At 64.2% G+C, this 17,519-nt stretch carries 16 protein-coding genes; 14 read left to right on the plus strand and 2 right to left on the minus strand.

The features are described from left to right. Nucleotides 1-636: 636 nt before the first annotated feature. From CH293_RS00715 to nhaA, 10 genes are all read left to right on the plus strand, one after another. Nucleotides 637-2,076 (plus strand): condensation domain-containing protein, encoded by a 1,440-nt coding sequence (locus CH293_RS00715; protein WP_037111185.1) that lies wholly within the window; start codon nucleotides 637-639, stop codon nucleotides 2,074-2,076. A 17-nt stretch (nucleotides 2,077-2,093) separates the two neighbouring features. Then, nucleotides 2,094-3,524 (plus strand): condensation domain-containing protein, encoded by a 1,431-nt coding sequence (locus CH293_RS00720; RefSeq protein WP_094719068.1) that lies wholly within the window; start codon nucleotides 2,094-2,096, stop codon nucleotides 3,522-3,524. 9 nt (nucleotides 3,525-3,533) lie between these two features. Further along, nucleotides 3,534-4,922: a condensation domain-containing protein gene (locus CH293_RS00725; RefSeq protein WP_094719069.1), complete on the plus strand. Its 1,389-nt coding sequence runs from the start codon at nucleotides 3,534-3,536 to the stop codon at nucleotides 4,920-4,922. A gap of 74 nt (nucleotides 4,923-4,996) precedes the next feature. After that, a complete protein-coding gene (locus CH293_RS00730) occupies nucleotides 4,997-5,893 on the plus strand; it encodes a sulfurtransferase (protein WP_094719070.1) in 897 nt (298 codons plus the stop codon). A 22-nt stretch (nucleotides 5,894-5,915) separates the two neighbouring features. Beyond that, nucleotides 5,916-6,320, plus strand: a complete 405-nt coding sequence (locus CH293_RS00735; RefSeq protein WP_037111193.1) for a SufE family protein — start codon at nucleotides 5,916-5,918, stop codon at nucleotides 6,318-6,320. A 90-nt stretch (nucleotides 6,321-6,410) separates the two neighbouring features. Then, nucleotides 6,411-7,886, plus strand: coding sequence for a condensation domain-containing protein (locus tag CH293_RS00740; protein ID WP_094719071.1), 1,476 nt, complete (start codon nucleotides 6,411-6,413; stop codon nucleotides 7,884-7,886). Nucleotides 7,887-8,032: 146 nt separating this feature from the next. Next, on the plus strand, nucleotides 8,033-9,826 hold the full coding sequence (locus tag CH293_RS00745) for an acetyl/propionyl/methylcrotonyl-CoA carboxylase subunit alpha (RefSeq protein WP_094719072.1): 1,794 nt from the start codon (nucleotides 8,033-8,035) through the stop codon (nucleotides 9,824-9,826). A gap of 37 nt (nucleotides 9,827-9,863) precedes the next feature. Beyond that, nucleotides 9,864-10,295, plus strand: coding sequence for a DUF1707 domain-containing protein (locus CH293_RS00750; protein WP_037111197.1), 432 nt, complete (start codon nucleotides 9,864-9,866; stop codon nucleotides 10,293-10,295). Next, complete coding sequence (locus tag CH293_RS00755) at nucleotides 10,292-10,984, plus strand: haloacid dehalogenase type II (protein ID WP_094719073.1); 693 nt, start codon at nucleotides 10,292-10,294, stop codon at nucleotides 10,982-10,984. Before CH293_RS00750 ends, CH293_RS00755 begins: the two co-directional genes overlap by 4 nt. Nucleotides 10,985-11,132: 148 nt before the next feature. Beyond that, nucleotides 11,133-12,443: a Na+/H+ antiporter NhaA gene (nhaA, locus tag CH293_RS00760; protein ID WP_094719106.1), complete on the plus strand. Its 1,311-nt coding sequence runs from the start codon at nucleotides 11,133-11,135 to the stop codon at nucleotides 12,441-12,443. Nucleotides 12,444-12,515: 72 nt separating this feature from the next. Here nhaA and CH293_RS00765 read toward each other — a convergent pair whose 3' ends face one another. Next, the gene (locus CH293_RS00765) at nucleotides 12,516-13,049 is read right to left on the minus strand and encodes an NTP transferase domain-containing protein (protein ID WP_037111201.1); all 534 of its coding nucleotides are present in this window, start codon (nucleotides 13,047-13,049) and stop codon (nucleotides 12,516-12,518) included. 164 nt (nucleotides 13,050-13,213) lie between these two features. Between CH293_RS00765 and CH293_RS00770 the strand changes: the two genes are divergently transcribed. From CH293_RS00770 to pucL, 4 genes are read left to right on the plus strand one after another with little or no spacing between them, the layout of a single operon-like run. After that, complete coding sequence (locus tag CH293_RS00770) at nucleotides 13,214-15,118, plus strand: solute carrier family 23 protein (protein ID WP_094719074.1); 1,905 nt, start codon at nucleotides 13,214-13,216, stop codon at nucleotides 15,116-15,118. Between the two features lie 9 nt (nucleotides 15,119-15,127). Beyond that, nucleotides 15,128-15,631: a 2-oxo-4-hydroxy-4-carboxy-5-ureidoimidazoline decarboxylase gene (gene uraD, locus CH293_RS00775; RefSeq protein ID WP_019666165.1), complete on the plus strand. Its 504-nt coding sequence runs from the start codon at nucleotides 15,128-15,130 to the stop codon at nucleotides 15,629-15,631. Next, nucleotides 15,628-15,954, plus strand: coding sequence for a hydroxyisourate hydrolase (uraH, locus tag CH293_RS00780; RefSeq protein ID WP_037111203.1), 327 nt, complete (start codon nucleotides 15,628-15,630; stop codon nucleotides 15,952-15,954). Before uraD ends, uraH begins: the two co-directional genes overlap by 4 nt. A gap of 1 nt (nucleotide 15,955) precedes the next feature. Then, nucleotides 15,956-16,876 (plus strand): factor-independent urate hydroxylase, encoded by a 921-nt coding sequence (pucL, locus tag CH293_RS00785; RefSeq protein ID WP_037111204.1) that lies wholly within the window; start codon nucleotides 15,956-15,958, stop codon nucleotides 16,874-16,876. A gap of 10 nt (nucleotides 16,877-16,886) precedes the next feature. Here the strand turns inward: pucL and CH293_RS00790 are convergent, their stop codons facing one another. Continuing rightward, the gene (locus CH293_RS00790) at nucleotides 16,887-17,516 is read right to left on the minus strand and encodes a DUF2461 domain-containing protein (protein ID WP_094719075.1); all 630 of its coding nucleotides are present in this window, start codon (nucleotides 17,514-17,516) and stop codon (nucleotides 16,887-16,889) included. Nucleotides 17,517-17,519 lie beyond the last annotated feature (3 nt).

The following is a 17,519-nucleotide window of genomic DNA, read 5'->3' on the forward strand; positions in this document are numbered from 1 at the left end:
AACACCGGATTACCGATTCCATGATGCATTCGGAGGAATAGGTGATCCGCAAATCCAATTCGGGTCATCTGCGAAAATCTACTACAAAGCCATTGACCGAGCAGGTTCGACAGAGTGTCGAAATCACCGGGAAACAGCGTCGGAAATCGAATTTCAAGAATTCGAGACAGGACTTCGTACGGATTGGTTGGTTTCGAGGATGTGGCGCAAGCCATAAGGATACCGACCCGAAAGTCCGAAAACCGAGAGAGCGACGTCGTCGCACCATGCAGCAGTGATCAGCGCATTCGCCAGGGCAATCGGACGAACTGCGCTGCCGACCAGCAGGTTACGAACGGGTAGTAGAAAATACCCGGACGTGACGTTCTCGGACGACAGAAAACGACACTGTCGTCAACTCGAGACCAGGTGATGAACAACACTTTTTTGCGTAGCGAATTACCGAACGATTCGCCTTAGTGTCGTCAGCGAAACCAATACCGAATGCACAATCCGCGAGAACCACGGAATGCGCGTTACAAACGGCTAGCACGGTGTCACGTCATGCGCGTGCGCTGTGCCTGTCGAGTCCGGCTTCACGAATCGTCACCCATGTTGCCAGTAGCTGCTGGCCGAGCTCGGAATTGGATGCTTTCGATGGAATACACCGAATTGGCGGACTACCCGCTGCCCGCAGGCAAGCTGACCGAGTGGGTCCCCGCCGTCGCCTCCGAGGCGTGGCGCGAGGATCCGCGGGGGATCTCCTTCACTCACGAGGACCACTGCAGCCGGGGCAACGACGGTTCGTGGATCGGTACCGTCTTCGAGATCCACCGTCGTTACGACGTCGAGGTCATGCGCCGGACCATCGGTGCCTACATCGCACGGCACGAGGCGTTCCGTACACGCGTCGAGCGCGACGACCGAACCGGCGCCTGGAGGCGCTACAGCGTCGAGGCCGACGCCGTCACGGTCGATGATCGGGCCGAGTCGTCGTCGTGGAGCGAGTCGCAGGTCTTCGAGCATCTCGAATCCTGGTTCGCCGACGTCGTCTCGCCGACGACGTGGCCGCACTTCGTTCTGGCGACCGTCGTCCCCGAGCCGCACGTGGCCGCCTCCGTCCCGCAGCAGGACAAGTTCCTCGTCGCGTTCGCCGCCGACCACTCGGTGATGGACGCGTACAGCCAGATCTACGCGATCAACGAGTTCGACCGCCTGTACGCACATGTTCTGGACGGCGCCGAGCACGGACTCCCCGAGGTGGGCAGTTACGTGGACTTCTCCGCAGCCGAACGTGAGCTGGGTGAATCGTTGACCGCCGACCACGACGCGGTACTGGCCTGGGATCGCTTCCTGGCTGCCGAGGACGGCCGATTCCCGGCGTTCCCGCTCCCGTTGCGCGCAGAGAACTCGTCGGCGCCGACCGATCTCGCCACTCGTCAGAGCAGCGTGTCTTCCTGGTTGCTCACCACCGAGCAGGTCGAGGTGTTCAATGCCAAATGCCGTGCAGCCGGCCAGAACATGCAGGCGGGGATTCTGGCGGCACTCGCGCTGGTCAACTCACGATTGACGGGCAACGGCACGTTCCGGACGATCATGCCCATGCACACCCGCTACGCGGAGAAATGGGCTGCGAGCGTCGGCTGGTACGTCGGGATTCTCCCGATGGAAATCCGACTGGACGATGCAGCGACCTTCGCCGAGGCGATAGAACGGGCCAACGTCGGGGCAACCGAGTACAAGGGGCTCGCCGCGATGCCGTACTCCAAGATCGCATCCCTGATGTCCTCCACCGAGATCCCGCGCTTCGTCGTCTCCTACATCGACCTGAGGTTCCTTCCGGACGGCGAGGAATGGCAGGAACGAAAGGGCCGCGCACTGCGCAGCGAGTGCCACGCAGAGGACGAGGTCTACTTCTGGATCAACCGCACCCTGCAAGGCCTGAACATCTCGGCCCGATTCCCCAGCTCGGACGTGTCGACGACCAACGTGCACCGGTTCATCACCGAATTCGTCTCCGTGGTGACCGCTGTGATCGAAGAACCAACGGAAACCCTCGATTCTGCAGTTGCCGCCGTCGGAGCCGGGCGAGAATAGATCCGGGAGGTACATCGATGATCATCACCGCGCTGAGCAACTGGACGCCTCGACCGGGCACTCTCGTGGAGTGGCACCCCAGTCGGGCGGCGTCGGACGCTGCGCTGGCAGCCCCGATTCACCCGGCCCCGCCGTCGTTTCTGCAGGAAGACCATCTGGTCGCGGCCGCAGCAGCGGCCACTCGCGGTGACGTCCACCACGCCTATACCGGAGTCGCCACCGAGATCGACGGGGCTCTCGATCGGGATGCCCTCTCCCGGGCGATCGCTGCCTACGTGCTTCGGCACGAAGGATTGCGGTGCTGGTTCGAGGTGAACGGCACGCAGGTCGTGCGGCACCTCGCCTCGAACGCGGTCGCCGAGTTCGAACCGAGGGATGCAGGCAGCTTCGACACCGACGAGCAGTTCCAGAGTTACGTCCGTGCCCGTTTCTCCGCCGAAGCCACCGCGTTCGAGTATCCGGGTTTCGTCGTCGGTGCCGTCGATCGCTCCGACGGTTTCACCCTCTACTACGGTGCGGATCACGCGTTCACCGACGGTGGTTCGCAGGCGCTGGTCATCAGCGAACTCGCTGATCTGTACGCAGTGGAGATCGGTGAGGACGCTCCCACACCTGCAGCGGCGGGCAGCCACCTCGAGTACGCGACCGCAGAGCGTGCGCTCGCGGCGACGTACGGCCCCGATGCCCCCGAGATCGCCGCGTGGAGAAGCATTTTCCAGAACAACGACGGCAAGATGCCGCGATTCCCTCTGCCACTCGGGCTGGGGGAAGGTGAACGCGGACCGGTACGGATCGTGGAACGCCATCTACTCGACGCCGACGCGACGGCTGCGCTCGACCGAGCGTGCAAGGCTGCGGGTGCACGCATCAGCAGCGGCGTGTTCGCTGCCGTCGGCATCGCCGATTTCGAACTGGCCGGCCGCACCGACTACTTCGGTATCACGGTGCTCAGCACGCGCCATCTCGGTGACTACGCGCAATCGCAGGGCTGGTTCGTGAACTTCGCGCCGGTCGCGTTCACCGTCGGTGATGCCGGTGCCTTCTCCGAGGTCGCCGTCGGAGCCCACGCCGGATTCGAGGCTTCGAAGAAGATCGCAGCGGTGCCCGTTCACGCCGTCCTCGGCGCGCTGGCTGCCGACGGAACGTTGGGCAGTGAACTGGCGGTGAGTCCGAACATGCTGTCCTACATCGATTTTCGATGGTTCCCCGGTGTCGGCCGTCCGGCTGACACGCGGGGTGAGCACTTCACCGGTGAAGGCAGGACGTCCAACGCGTCGATGTGGATCAACCGCGACGCGGACCATCTGTACTTGTGCGCGCAGGTACCCGACAATCCCGTCGCCGCCGAGTCGGTCGAGCGCTATCACTCGCACCTGCAGAGCATCCTGGAATCGGTTGCCCGTGACGGCGACTATGCGATACGGGTGGCCGAAGTCGTCGGTGGTTGACCGGTGCAAGTGACCTCGATAGCCGACTTCCACACCGCGCCGGGGCTGTACCTGGAGTGGCCGATCGTGATGGGCGCAGGTGCTGCGTCGACCGTTCCGCCGTCGTTCAATCAGAGCTTCCATCTGTCGTCCGCACTCGAACCTGCGGTCGACAGTGACACGGCATCGGTGTGGATCGCGGTCGCTTTCGACGTCGACGGACCGATCGACATCGAAGCTCTCACGTCCGCTTTCAGCGCCTTCGTACGCCGCCACCCGGCTCTTCGGACCTCCTTCGCCGCCCGAGACGGCGTCGTCGGCCGACGCGTGTACGAGCCACACGAGGTCGACGTCGCGGCACCGACGTCGGTGACCATCGACAACTCCGAGGCCCTCACCGAGCACCTCCGCGCCCAGCTGAACGTCCTGTGCCACCCCACCCGCATTCCGTCGTATTCGTTCGCAGCAGTGAGCCGCACGAGCCGCTCGACGGTGGTGTGCGGTTTCGATCACGCTCACGTCGATGCAGTCTCGATGACGGTGGCGGCCGAGGAGATCTCGCGTCTGTACGCGGCACACCGCCTACAGGACGCGGCGGCCCTTCCCGAGGTAGGGAGTTTCGTCGACTTCTGCGCGGCCGAAATCGCCGCGCCCGTGGTCGATCTCACGGATCCTCGTCTGCAGGCGTGGTCGAATTTCTTTGCGAGCTGTGGGAACCGGACACCCGAATTTCCGTTCGCCCTCGGCGTGCCGTCCGGTTCTCGGGCCCCTCAGGCCACGACCGTGCACCACCTGGCCGACGCCGCCGAGGCCTCGGCGTTCGAACAGACCTGTCGAACTCTGGGCGCCGGCAGTTTCGCCTCGATCGCCGCCGCGATGGCGCAGGCGTCTTCGGACATCGGTGGCCCTGGCACTCTTCCGCTTCTCTTTCCATTGCACACCCGTCGCGAAGCCCGGTACGAACACGCGATCGGGTGGTTCACCACCAACGCACCGATGAGCATCGAGGTGTTCGAGACGTTCGCGGACACACTCGCCTCGGCACAGTCGTCCTTTCGTGACGCGCTCGAGCTCGGGACCGTTCCGATACCCCGCGTCCTCGAAGCAGTGGGCGACACGCTCACACGCGGCCGCGACGACGTCTTCATGATCTCCTACGTCGACTACCGGCGTCTGCCCGGAGCCGACGCCACCGGCCGCAACGCGCATCACATCAGCAACGTCACCACTGCCGACGACGCTCAGTTCTGGGTGTCGCGGACCGGGGACGGGCTTGCGCTTCGTTCGCGTTTTCCGGACACGACGCAGGCGCACATCGTGATCGAACGTTTCGTTCGAGCACTGGTGTCGGTCGTCCGTGCCGCGGCATCGGACCCGGTGGACACCAGTGACCTCTTGCTTCTGGGCCCGAGCGCATAGGATCGATGCAGTCAGCTCGTCACCCGGCGAACTGCTCATCTCCCTCTCGAATTCTCAGTAGGAGCGAAGAAGAAGTGCCCATAGCAGCAGATCCCACCCCCGCCTTCGCCGACTATGCGCACCCGGATCGCCTGGTGTCCACGCAGTGGCTGTCCGCCCATATCGGAACTCCCGGCCTCAAGGTCGTCGAATCCGACGAGGACGTCTTGTTGTACGACGTGGGACATATTCCCGGCGCAGTCAAGATCGACTGGCATCTGGACCTGAACGATCCCGTGACGCGGGACTACATCGACGGCGAGCAGTTCGCGGCACTGATGCGCCGGAAGGGGATCTCCCGCGACGACACCGTCGTGATCTACGGAGACAAGAGCAACTGGTGGGCTGCGTACGCACTCTGGGTCTTCACGCTCTTCGGCCACGAGGACGTGCGTCTGCTCGACGGTGGGCGCGACGCGTGGCTTGCGGAGATCCGTGAGACGACGCTCGATGTTCCCGAGTACCCGGCCACGGATTACCCGGTCGTCGAGCGGAACGACGCCCCCATCCGGGCGTACGCGTCGGATGTTCTGTCTGCGCTCGGGTCCGTTCCGCTCGTGGACGTCCGTTCACCAGCCGAATACACCGGCGAACGCACACACATGCCGGATTACCCGGAAGAGGGCGCATTGCGCGGCGGACACATCCCGACCGCCACGAGCATTCCGTGGGCCAAGGCAGCGGCAGCGGACGGCCGTTTCCGTTCACGCGCGGAACTGGACGAGATCTACGGAGACGTCGTTGCGAACGACGAAGTCATCGCGTACTGCCGTATCGGTGAGCGGTCCAGCCACACCTGGTTCGTTCTGACGCATCTGCTCGGGCACGAATCGGTCCGCAACTACGACGGCTCGTGGACCGAGTGGGGCAACGCGGTTCGTGTTCCGATCGTCCGTGGCGAGGAGCCCGGCGACGCACCGACGAAGAAGTAGCACTGTGGCCGAATCTCAGGGCATGCCCGACACCCTGGCCGAGATCGTCGACGACTTCGCTGCGGTCGGTGGCCAGGACAAGCTTCAGTTGCTGCTCGAGTTCAGTCGTGAGCTTCCCGAGCTGCCTGCCCATCTCGAGCAGGCAGCGATGGAGCCCGTCCCGGAGTGCCAGTCCCCGCTGTTTCTCTCCGTCGACGCCGACGACCGCGACCGTGTGCAGCTGTACTTCAGTGCGCCACCGGAGGCACCGACGACGCGGGGCTTCGCGTCGATCCTGCACCAGGGCCTCGACGGTCACTCTGCGCAGGACATTCTGGACGTACCGGACGACTTCTATCTGGCACTCGGGTTGGGTGACGCGGTGAGTCCGCTCCGGCTGCGCGGCATGTCCGCGATGCTGGCGCGCATCAAACGACACCTGAGGTGACCGGTCGTCTTGATCGATACACTTCGGGCTCGGTACACTCGGCTGCAGTAGTTGTCTGTTCAAGTCACCGGGAAAGATGGTCAGTGCCGCATGGAGTTCACCGAGCTGGCTGACTACGCCATCCCCGCTGGAACCATCACCGAGTGGATTCCCAGCGTCGGGCCGCACGCCACCACTCCGGTTCTGGCCGGGTGGCAGCCGGACAGCCGACCCACGTCGTACGTCCACGAGGCGCATCTACGCTCCAGCCTCGCCAGCCCGAGGCGAGGGCGGGAGAGCTGGCTAGGCGCAGCGTTCGAGATCGACGCCCCGCTGGACAAGCCTGCGTTCCGGCGCGCCGTCCTCGCGTGGATCGACCGTCACGAGTCGATGCGCTCGCACGCGTCGATCGACGAGAACTCCGGCGCACTGTCTCGTGTTACCGCAGCCGAGGGTGCCATCGACATCTGGCAGGTGGAGCAGGAACGCTGCGTTCGGTCCAGTGAGGTCTACGAGCACCTTCAATACCTGTTCGACGAGTTCACGTCACCACTGGCGTGGCCCGCCTACGCGTTCGTGACGCTCGAGCCGCTGGCCGAGGAAGCCCCGAATCGCGTCACTGTCTTCTTCGCCGCGGACCACTCGATCATCGACGGACTGTCCACCGTTCTCGTCGCTCACGAGATCTCGGCGCTGTATGCGGAGGCCAAGGATCAGGTGCCTGCCGGGTTGTTCGAGGCAGGTTCGTACCTCAACTTCGGTGTGTCCGAGAGACGTGTGCACGAGGAACTGGAAAACACGCACGATGCCGTTCTGGCGTGGAAGCACTTCTTGGACGAGGGCAACGGTGAGCTGCCTGCGTTCCCGCTGGACATCGGTCGACCGGGCGGGATGCACGCTCCGCAGAGCGGCCTGTCGGCGTGGATCCTCGACGCGGAGCGGGCGGACGCCTTCTCGGTGGCGTGTCGGAAGACCGGAAACAGCCTGTTCTCCGGCCTGCTCGCCGCGTTGGCTGTCGCGGGCGCAGAACTCTCCGGCGACACTCGGTTTCGCACCATCACTCCGGTCCACACCCGCGACCAGCCGCACTGGGTGTCCTCTCTCGGATGGTTCGTCGGACTGTGCCCGTTGTCGTTCGACATCGCCGACGCGGAGTCGTTCGGTTCCATCGTGGCTCAGGCAACCGAGCAGGTCACGGCGACCAAACCTGTTGCCCGGGTTCCCCTCGATCGAGTCTTCCGGGCTTTGGACACGTCGGCGAAACCGCGTTTCGTCGTCTCCTTCATGGACGTGCGGTTCGCCCCCATGGCCGAGAACTGGCACGACTGGAATGCACGCGCGCTACGTAGCAGGCAGTACGACCACGATGTCTACATCTGGATCAACCGGACACCGCGCGGGATCAACATCTCGGCGCGCTACCCCAACACCGAGGAGGCGACGTCGAACGTCCATCAGTACGTCGGCGCACTTCGCCGGATCGTCGACGAGGTGGTCGACACCGGCAGTTACGCACTCCTCGGTCGAGCAGGGCGCTCGTACAGCCTGGACGCGTCCGGTACCGGCCCGATTGCTACCAATCAGTAGGTAGTGACTCGATTTTTGGGGAGGTTCCCCATAATCACCATCCAGTTTCGGTTGTGTTCGGGCCTGTGCTTAAACTCCGAAGAGACGCTCGTACCAGTGCGGCACGAAACGGCCAGCACGGAACACTCGACACCACAGGAGGCTCAGTGCCCAGCCATGCCAGTGCGCATATCACCAAAGTTCTCGTCGCCAACCGCGGCGAGATTGCAGTTCGGGTGATCAGAGCAGCAGCAGATGCAGGCCTGAGAAGTGTCGCGGTCTATGCCGAACCCGACGCCGACGCCCCCCACGTCCGCCTCGCCGACGAAGCCTTCGCCCTCGGCGGCCAGACGTCGGCGGAATCGTATCTGGTCATCGACAAACTCCTCGATGCCGCAGCCAAGTCCGGCGCCGACGCCATCCACCCCGGCTACGGCTTCCTCTCCGAGAACGCCGACTTCGCCCAGGCCGTCATCGACGCAGGCCTGATCTGGATCGGACCCTCCCCCCAATCCATCCGAGACCTCGGCGACAAGGTCACCGCCCGCCACATCGCCGCCCGCGCCAAAGCACCGAGCGTTCCCGGCACAGCGGAACCGGTGAAGGACGCCGACGAAATCCTCGCCTTCGCCGACGAACACGGCCTCCCCATCGCCATCAAAGCCGCCTTCGGCGGCGGCGGCCGCGGCATGAAAGTCGCCCGCACCCGCGAAGAAATCCCCGAACTGTTCGACTCGGCTACCCGCGAAGCCGTCGCAGCGTTCGGTCGCGGCGAGTGCTTCGTCGAGCGCTACCTCGACAAGCCCCGCCACGTCGAAGCACAGGTCATCGCCGACCAACACGGCAACGTCGTCGTCGCTGGCACCCGCGACTGCTCGCTGCAGCGCCGCTTCCAGAAGCTCGTCGAGGAAGCACCCGCACCGTTCCTCACCGACGCCCAGCGCGCCGAGATCCATTCCTCCGCCAAGGCCATCTGCAAAGAGGCCGGCTACTACGGCGCCGGGACCGTGGAGTACCTCGTCGGACAGGACGGCCTGGTCTCCTTCCTCGAGGTCAACACCCGCCTGCAGGTCGAACACCCGGTCACCGAAGAAACCTCCGGCATCGACCTGGTGCTGCAGCAGTTCCGCATCGCCAACGGCGAAGAACTGTCCATCACCGAGGACCCCACCCCGCGCGGACACTCCTTCGAATTCCGCATCAACGGTGAAGACGCAGGCCGCGGCTTCCTGCCCGCCCCCGGCCCGGTCACCACGTTCGTCGCGCCGTCCGGCCCCGGTGTGCGCGTCGATTCCGGTGTCGAATCCGGCTCCGTCATCGGTGGCCAGTTCGACTCCATGCTCGCCAAGCTGATCGTCACCGGCGCCACCCGCGAGGAAGCCCTCGCACGCTCCCGTCGCGCGTTGGCCGAATTCACCGTCGAAGGCCTCGCCACGGTCATCCCGTTCCACGCTGCCGTGGTCTCCGATCCCGCGTTCATCGGTAACGGGGAATCCTTCGACGTCCACACCCGCTGGATCGAAACCGAATGGGATAACCAGGTTCCCCCGTTCACCGCCGGCGAAGCGCTGGACGAGGACGAGGTTCTGCCGCGTCAGGCTGTCGTCGTCGAGGTCGGTGGCCGACGCGTCGAGGTCTCCCTGCCCGGCCAATTCTCCCTCGGTGGCGGTGGCAACGCCGGTGACGGCGCGATCCGTCGGAAGCCCAAGGCCCGCAAGCGCGGCGGAGCAGGAGCCGGAGCTGCATCCGGTGACGCTGTTACCGCACCCATGCAGGGCACCGTCGTCAAGGTCGCCGTCGAAGAAGGCCAGGAAGTCGCCGAAGGCGACCTCATCGCCGTCCTCGAAGCCATGAAAATGGAAAACCCCGTCAACGCCCACAAAGCAGGCACAGTGACCGGGCTCGCCGTCCAACCAGGATCGGCCATCACCCAGGGCACCGTCCTCGCGGAACTGAAGTAGTACGAAAGAAAGCGACGTCCGGGTTAGTCTGTCTGTCATGGCCGACAACCCGGACGTTCGCATTGGTACCGCCGAACGCGAGCAGGCGCTCTCCAACCTGAGTCAGCACCTGAGCGACGGGCGCCTCACTCTCCCCGAGTTCGACGAGCGCAGCGCAGTGGTGACGGCGGCGACAACGCGTGGCGAGTTGGATTCTGTTTTCACCGATCTCCCCACCCCCTCGCTGGCACCGACGGCGTCTCGGCCACTGGATATCTCGAAGTCGGCGGAACCCGCCGTAGAACCGGCAGCCCCGGCGGTGGTGGATGGTTGGGACTGGCGCAAAGCCACCCTGGCAGCCGCACCGATAGTCGCGCTGATCCTGTTCTTCGTGGTGCCGGTGTCCAACAGCTGGTTGTTCTTCCTACTCATTCCTCTGACCGGTGCCCTGCTGTTCGGTGGCGATCGCTCCAGGCGGCGCGATCGGTGACGGCGAAAGTACTTCTCTTCGACGTCTTCGGCACGGTCGTCGATTGGAGAACCAGCGTTGCGGCTCAGTGTGCGCACGCAGTGCCCAAGGGCGTCGACTCCTACGCGTTCGCCGACCGTTGGCGCAGTCTCTACCAACCGTCGATGGAGGAAGTCCGGTCCGGTGCACGGGAGTTCGTCCGTCTCGACGTGCTTCACCTCGAAAGCCTGCGGACGGTGCTCGACGAGTTCGGCGTGCGTTTGCCCGCCGAGGCCGTTGCGGAGTTGAACAGTGCATGGCATCGACTGACACCGTGGCCGGACTCGGTCTCCGGACTCGAGCGGTTGAAGTCGCAGTTCGTCATCGCTCCCCTCTCCAACGGCAACATCTCGCTGCTGTTGGACATGGCGAAGAACGCCGGATTGCCGTGGGACGCGATTCTCGGCGCCGAGCCGGTGCGCGCCTACAAGCCGAGCCCCGAGGCATACCTCCGCACAGCCGACCTCCTCGGTGTCCCACCGGAGCACTGCATGATGGTCGCCGCGCACAACAGTGACCTCGACGCGGCGCGTGCATGCGGATTCCAGACCGCCTTCATCGCCCGCCCCACCGAGCACGGACCTTCTCAGTCGACGGATCTGACGGCGGAGTCGGACTGGACTCATAGCGTTTCGTCGATCGTCGAACTGGCTTCGGCGCTGGGATGCTGAACAGATCGAGAATCGCTCGATTACACGTCTGCAACCAACCCCGCTAGAGTTGTCCCTCGGTGCGCCGGGAAGTCTGGTCGGCATGAATTGACCATGCCCGAAAGTCGTTGCCCCGCTGCTGTGGGTGACGACGTTGCGAAAGGCCATCATGCCGACATCTCCGACACCGCGAACACTGTTCTCCCGCGGTTCGTGGTCCGAAGCCAGTCGTATCGCCGCAGTACTCCGCAAAGAAACGGTAGGCGGAGTTCTACTACTCGTCGCTGCCGTCGCGGCACTCGTCTGGGCGAACTCGCCGTTGTCCGACAGTTACCGAACCTTGATGAACTTCACGATCGGGCCGTCCTCGGTTCATCTGAATCTCACCGTCTCGACGTGGGCAGCCGACGGACTGCTCGCGATCTTCTTCTTCGTCGTCGGCCTCGAACTCAAACGCGAGTTCGTCGCGGGCGACCTCCGCGATCCGAAGCGCGCAGCGCTTCCCATCGCGGCCGCGGTCGGCGGAATGATAGTTCCCGCACTGATTTTCGTGCTCGTCAACCGCAACACCGGTGACGGCGCGCTGCAGGGATGGGCCATTCCCACAGCGACCGACATCGCATTTGCTGTGGCCATTCTCGCCGTGATCGGGACCCATCTACCCACTGCACTGAGGACGTTCCTTCTTACTCTCGCCGTTGTCGACGACTTACTCGCGATCACCGTCATCGCGATCTTCTACACGGACGAGGTGAACTTCGTAGCGCTCGCTCTCGCTGTGATCCCTCTCGGTCTGTTCACGATCGCCGTTCAGAAACGAATACGATCGTGGTGGATCCTCATCCCGCTCGCAGTCGTCACGTGGGTGTTGGTACACGAGTCGGGCATCCACGCCACCGTCGCAGGAGTACTACTGGGGTTCGCGGTCCCCGTGGTTCGAAGCCGTGCGGCAGGCGGACCCGATGCCGGCCCCGGACTGGCCGAACACTTCGAACACCGCATTCGCCCTCTCTCCGCCGGCGTCGCTGTTCCTGTGTTCGCTTTCTGCGCGGCAGGCGTGACTGTCGGCGGTTTCAGCGGACTGACCAGCGCGATCACCGACCCCGTCGCACTCGGAATCATTGCAGGCCTGGTGATCGGCAAGACCGTCGGGATTTTCGGCGTCACCTTCCTGCTCTCGAAACTCACCAGAGCATCGCTGGACAGCACCGTCAGGTGGGTGGACGTCGTGGGAATCTCCATGCTTGCCGGCATCGGATTCACCGTGTCGCTGCTGATCGGCGACCTCGCCTTCGGACCAGGCACCGAACGCGACGACCACGTCAAGATCGGTGTGCTCGCAGGATCGATCATGGCGGCCCTGCTGGCCTCGGCCCTCCTTCGAGCGCGCAACACGGTGTACCGGAAGATTCACGAGGACGAGACGCGAGATGACGACCAGGACGGGATTCCTGACGTTTATCAGCAGCGAAACCCCTGAGAAGCGACTTCCTTCAGTCGTCCCGACGTCCACACGCGGACCTCGTGTTCTCGTTGACAACCCGGTACGAAGTCATCGATAGTCGTGATCCACACCGGTTGCCCAGCGCGAGCATTCGACGGCGATGACGTCGTCGCGGTTGCGGAGAAATTCTCGGGCTCCCTTGTCCCCCGTTGCGCCGGCGGCGACTGCGGCCCAGTGCTCGCGTCCGAACACCACCGGGTGACCGGGAGATCCGTCGAACACTGCCCGTGCGAGTCCGGTGGCGTCTGCTGCTGCCAGGACGGCGCGCACCACCTCCGCGCCGACGTCGGGGGTGTCCACCACGTGGACGACGGCGAATTCTGCGTCGCCTGCGGCGGCGAGACCGGCCTTCAGTGACGCGCTCATGCCTTCCTGCCAGTCGGCTGCGAACACGGCGCGAGCGGGTGCGGGGACGTCGGCGTCGGCGGCACCGAGAACGACCACCACGTCGGCACAACCTCCGTCCATCAATGCCTGTACGGCCGCGGCCAGCCAGTCGCCGTCGTGGGCGAGGACCTTGGGCGAGCCGTATCGGTGTCCTGCACCTGCGGCCAGCAGCACCCCGACTGCATCTGGAACCACCGCGCACCCTCCGTTTGGACATTCGCACAACGACTGCGGCCGGACGGCCGATCATTATTGTGCCCGCTCGACTCGCGGCATCTCCTGCGATGGCGGATTCTGTTATCACTTCTCCTGCAGCGTGGCAGGACTTCGATATCTGTTCGCTACCGCGAGGTGCCCACATGTCCGTTCTACCGATCAAGCGTCGCCGTGTTCATCCTGTCGACGAAGTGTTGCCCGTCCCCAAACTCGCCGCGTACGGCTTCCAGCATGTGGTCGCGTTCTATGCGGGCGCCGTGCTGGTGCCGATCATCATCGGCAGCGCGATCGGACTGACCAACGAACAGTTGATTCACCTGATCAACGCCGACCTGTTCACGTGCGGAATCGCGTCGATCATCCAGTCCGTGGGGTTCTGGAAGATCGGCGTGCGCCTCCCACTTCTGCAGGGCGTGACGTTCGCCGGAGTGTCACCGGTGATCGCGATAGCGATGGCGAACGGCGGCGGCACCGAGGGGTTGCTGTACGTCTACGGAGCCGTCATCGTCGCGGGGCTCGTCACGTTCTTCATGGCGCCGTACTTCAGCAAGCTTCTGAGGTTCTTCCCGCCCGTCGTGACCGGGACGGTGATCACCATCATCGGCGTCGCACTGCTCCCCGTCGCCGTCAACGACGCGGTGACCAATCCCGCCACGCACGAGCAGGATCCGACGAACGGACGATGGATGGCGTACGCCATCGGCACCCTGTTGATCATCGTGCTGATCCAGCGCTTCTTCAAAGGATTCATGGCGACCATCGCGGTGTTGCTCGGTTTGGTGATCGGAAGCGCCGTCGCGTTCGTTCTGGGAGACATGAGCTTCGACGGCACCGGTGACGCATCGTGGGTGGGCTTCACGCAGCCGTTCCTGTTCGGCGCTCCGAAGTTCAGCGTCATCGCGATCATCTCGATGATCGTCGTCATGCTGATCATTGCCGTCAAAACCACCGGAAGTGTCTATGCCACCGGCGAAATCGTCGGGAAGCGGATCAAAAAGGACGACATAGCGGCAACCCTGCGCGCGGACGGCGTGGCGACGGTGATCGGCGGGACGTTCAACTCGTTCCCCTACACCGCGTTCTCGGAGAACGTCGGACTGGTGCGTCTCACCGGAGTTCGGAGCCGGTGGGTCGTGGCGGCGGCGGGCGCAATCATGATTCTGCTGGGGCTACTGCCGAAAACCGCCGCGGTCGTCGCGTCGATCCCGCCGCCCGTGCTCGGCGGTGCGGCGCTGGCTCTGTTCGCGACGGTTGCCGTCGTGGGAATCCAGACGCTGTCCAAGGTCGATTTCACCGACCATCGCAATTTGATCATCGTGGCAACCAGCCTGGGCCTCGCGATGTTGGTGACGATCCAACCGACGGTGTCCCAGGGCGTGCCTGCATGGCTCGAGATGCTCTTCGGCAGCGGTATCGTCCTCGGAGCCGTCACGGCGATCGTGTTGAACGTGTTGTTCTTCCATCTCGGCAGTCGCGGCCAGGCCGTGGCAGGTGGACCGGGCAAGGGAATCACCCTGGACAAGGTCAACGCGATGACTCCCGACGAATTCGCCTCGACGTTCGGCGGTTTGGTCCAGGGCACCCCGTGGGTGGTCGAGCGCGCGTACCAGCAGGCACCGTTCGCCGACGCGCACAGCCTGCGGGAGGCGTTCCAGGAATCCTTGCTGGCCGGGACGACGGAGGAGCAGGTGGAGCTGATCAACAGTTACCCCGACCTCGGCAGCGAGGATGCGACGGGAACGCTGCACGCGGCAGATCACGTCGGACTGTCCAATCTGGAGGAAGACGAGCACGACAGCATCGTCCAACTTGCGGCGGAGTACCGGCAACACTTCGGATTTCCGCTCGTGATCTGCGCCAGGGAGACCGAACGCTACGACAGAGTTCTCGCCAACGGGTGGTCGCGCATGGAGAATGCAGTCGCGGCCGAGCGATCGTTCGCGATGATCGAGATCGCCAAGATCGCGAACTATCGCTTCGACGACCTGGTCGCCGACGCCAACCCCATCGCCGCCGCCCGCTTCGGTCGGCTGACCGAGCACAGATAGCGAGATGCGTTGTTACACGAATGGATAGGTCTGGACGGGTTCAACGAACTGTCGGACCGACAGGCGATGCACGCTCTGTTCGAGTGCTGCTCGTCGTCGATCTGGGCTCGACGGGTCGCCGGGTCTCGGCCGTTCTCGTCCCGAGATCAACTGCTGGACCGTGCCGATCGAGTGCTCGCCGAGCTCCCGGAAGCGGAGATCGACCAGGCGCTCGACGGCCACCCCAGGATCGGCGGGCGGGCGGACAACAGCTCCTCTCAGCGCGAACAGGCGGCTGTGCAGAGTGCAGGATCGGATGTACTGGCCGAGCTCGCCGAGGCCAATCGCAAGTACGAGGCGCAGTTCGGGCACGTGTACCTGGTGTGCGCCACCGGACGGTCGGCGACGGAGTTGCTCGCTATCCTCGAAGAGAGATTGGGGAACGACCCCGAAACCGAGCGACGGGTGCTGCGCGTGGAACTGGCCAAGATCAACAGAATTCGGCTCAATCGTGTACTGGGGCCGCAGCAGTGAGCGGGATCAGCACGCACGTTCTCGACGCGGTCGCCGGGACTCCCGCAGTCGGGATACGAGTCGCGCTGTTCCATCCGGTGGACGGACAGATCGCGACAGCCGCCACCGACGCCGACGGACGGGTGCCGGAACTGGTGCCCGGACCGCTCGATGCCGGCACCTACCGTCTGTCTTTCGACACCGGCAGCTACTTCGACGTCCACGGCACGGCGACGTTCTATCCGGAGGTGTCGATCTCGTTCGCTGTGACCGACCCGGATGCGCACCACCACGTTCCATTGTTGTTGTCCCCGTTCGCCTATTCCACCTATCGCGGGAGCTGAGATGACCGACCTGAACGGCAAGATCGTCCTCGGGGCCAACCAATACGGTAAAGCCGAGAACCGAGTCGTACGGATCTACCGCGACACTCCGCGACACGAGATCCACGACATCAACGTTTCGAGTGCGCTGCGCGGCGACTTCTCACCCGCTCACCTCGTCGGCGATCAGTCGAACGTTCTACCGACGGACACGCAGAAGCAGACGGCGTACACGTACGCCAAGGCCAAGGGCCTGTTGCACATCGAAAGTTACGGGCTCGACCTCGCCCGGCATTACGTCGACGATGTCGAGCCGGTAGAGGGCGCCCGCATCGAGCTCGAGGAGTACGCCTGGCAGCGGGTGGTCGTCGACGGAGCCGAGCACAACCACACGTGGACACGCAAGGGTGAGGAGATCCGCACGTCCGCGGTGACCGTCGAAGGCAAGGGCGAACACCAGAAGACCTGGGTCGTCAGCGGTTTCAAGGAACTGATCATCCTCAAGTCCACCGGGTCGGAGTTCGCGGGCTTCCTGGAGGACGAGCTGACCGTGCTCGAACCGACCCACGACCGGGTGATGGCGACGTCTCTCACCGCACAGTGGCGCTACACTCGCACCGACGTGGACTGGGACGGAGTCCACGCGGGCGTGAAGGCTGCGATGATCGAGCGTTTCGCCAATCTGCAGTCGCTTGCACTGCAGCAGACGTTGTACGCGATGGGTGAGGCGGTACTGCAGAAGTATCCGTTCATCGCAGAGATTCGGATGTCGGCACCGAACAAGCATCATTTCCTGTACGACACAGCACGTTTCGGTGTCCCCAACGACAACGAGGTGTTCAACGCCGACGATCGACCCTACGGTTTGATCCAGGCGACCGTCGAGCGCGAGGACGCCCCGGACGCCGGCAGTGCGTGGCGCACCTATTCGGTGGTCGGCTGAGCACCGGTAGCTACTGCAGAACCTGCTCGGCCCACTCGACGAGAGGGGCCATCTTCCGCCACGACTCACGGACCCGTGCAGCGGCTTTCGGTGTTTCGAGCCAGGCCGGCGAACCGAAATGCCTGCTGACGGTCAGGGTCTTGTGGCGGAGCAGATCGATCCGCGGGTGGTCGGCGTCGTACCCTCTGGGTTTGGTCTTGAGCTGATCGCCGCCGATCTCGAAGCCTGCTTTCTGCATCGCGGCGACGATGCTCTCGAGTTCGGTCCCGCGCACCTCGGTGTCGACGGCGCCGCGGAACCGGGCGATTCCGTCGGCGTCCGCGTGGTAGAAGCCGCCCGCGACGAAGAGCCCGGCCGGGTCGATCTGGACGTAATACCCCAGGGCCGAGCCCCGCGCGACGAACGCACCCTGGTGCGCTTTGTAGGGAGTCTTGTCCTTCGAGAATCGGACGTCGCGGTACGGCCTGAACATCTTCGCAGGACCGAACTCGGACTCGAGTTCGGCAAGTAGCGCCGTCATCGGTTCTTTCACCGAGCGCTGGTAGACGTCCTTGTGGGCGTTCCACCACACTTTGCTGTTGTCCGCTTCCAGGTCCTCGTAGAAGTCGAGAGCGGCGAAAGGAATCCCCGTGAAAGCCATGGG

This window comes from Rhodococcus sp. 14-2470-1b, assembly GCF_002259415.1.
In the GTDB taxonomy this organism is placed as follows: Bacteria; Actinomycetota; Actinomycetes; order Mycobacteriales; family Mycobacteriaceae; genus Rhodococcoides.

What these genes read in the sequence shown, in the direction of transcription:
- CH293_RS00770 (WP_094719074.1), top strand. Translation starts at nt 13,214, where the DNA reads ATGTCCGTTCTACCGATCAAGCGTCGCCGTGTTCATCCTGTCGACGAA.
- CH293_RS00715 (WP_037111185.1), top strand. Translation starts at nt 637, where the DNA reads ATGGAATACACCGAATTGGCGGACTACCCGCTGCCCGCAGGCAAGCTG.
- CH293_RS00735 (WP_037111193.1), top strand. Translation starts at nt 5,916, where the DNA reads ATGCCCGACACCCTGGCCGAGATCGTCGACGACTTCGCTGCGGTCGGT.
- CH293_RS00720 (WP_094719068.1), top strand. Translation starts at nt 2,094, where the DNA reads ATGATCATCACCGCGCTGAGCAACTGGACGCCTCGACCGGGCACTCTC.
- nhaA (WP_094719106.1), top strand. Translation starts at nt 11,133, where the DNA reads ATGCCGACATCTCCGACACCGCGAACACTGTTCTCCCGCGGTTCGTGG.
- CH293_RS00740 (WP_094719071.1), top strand. Translation starts at nt 6,411, where the DNA reads ATGGAGTTCACCGAGCTGGCTGACTACGCCATCCCCGCTGGAACCATC.
- pucL (WP_037111204.1), top strand. Translation starts at nt 15,956, where the DNA reads ATGACCGACCTGAACGGCAAGATCGTCCTCGGGGCCAACCAATACGGT.
- CH293_RS00790 (WP_094719075.1), bottom strand. Translation starts at nt 17,516, where the DNA reads ATGGCTTTCACGGGGATTCCTTTCGCCGCTCTCGACTTCTACGAGGAC.
- CH293_RS00750 (WP_037111197.1), top strand. Translation starts at nt 9,864, where the DNA reads ATGGCCGACAACCCGGACGTTCGCATTGGTACCGCCGAACGCGAGCAG.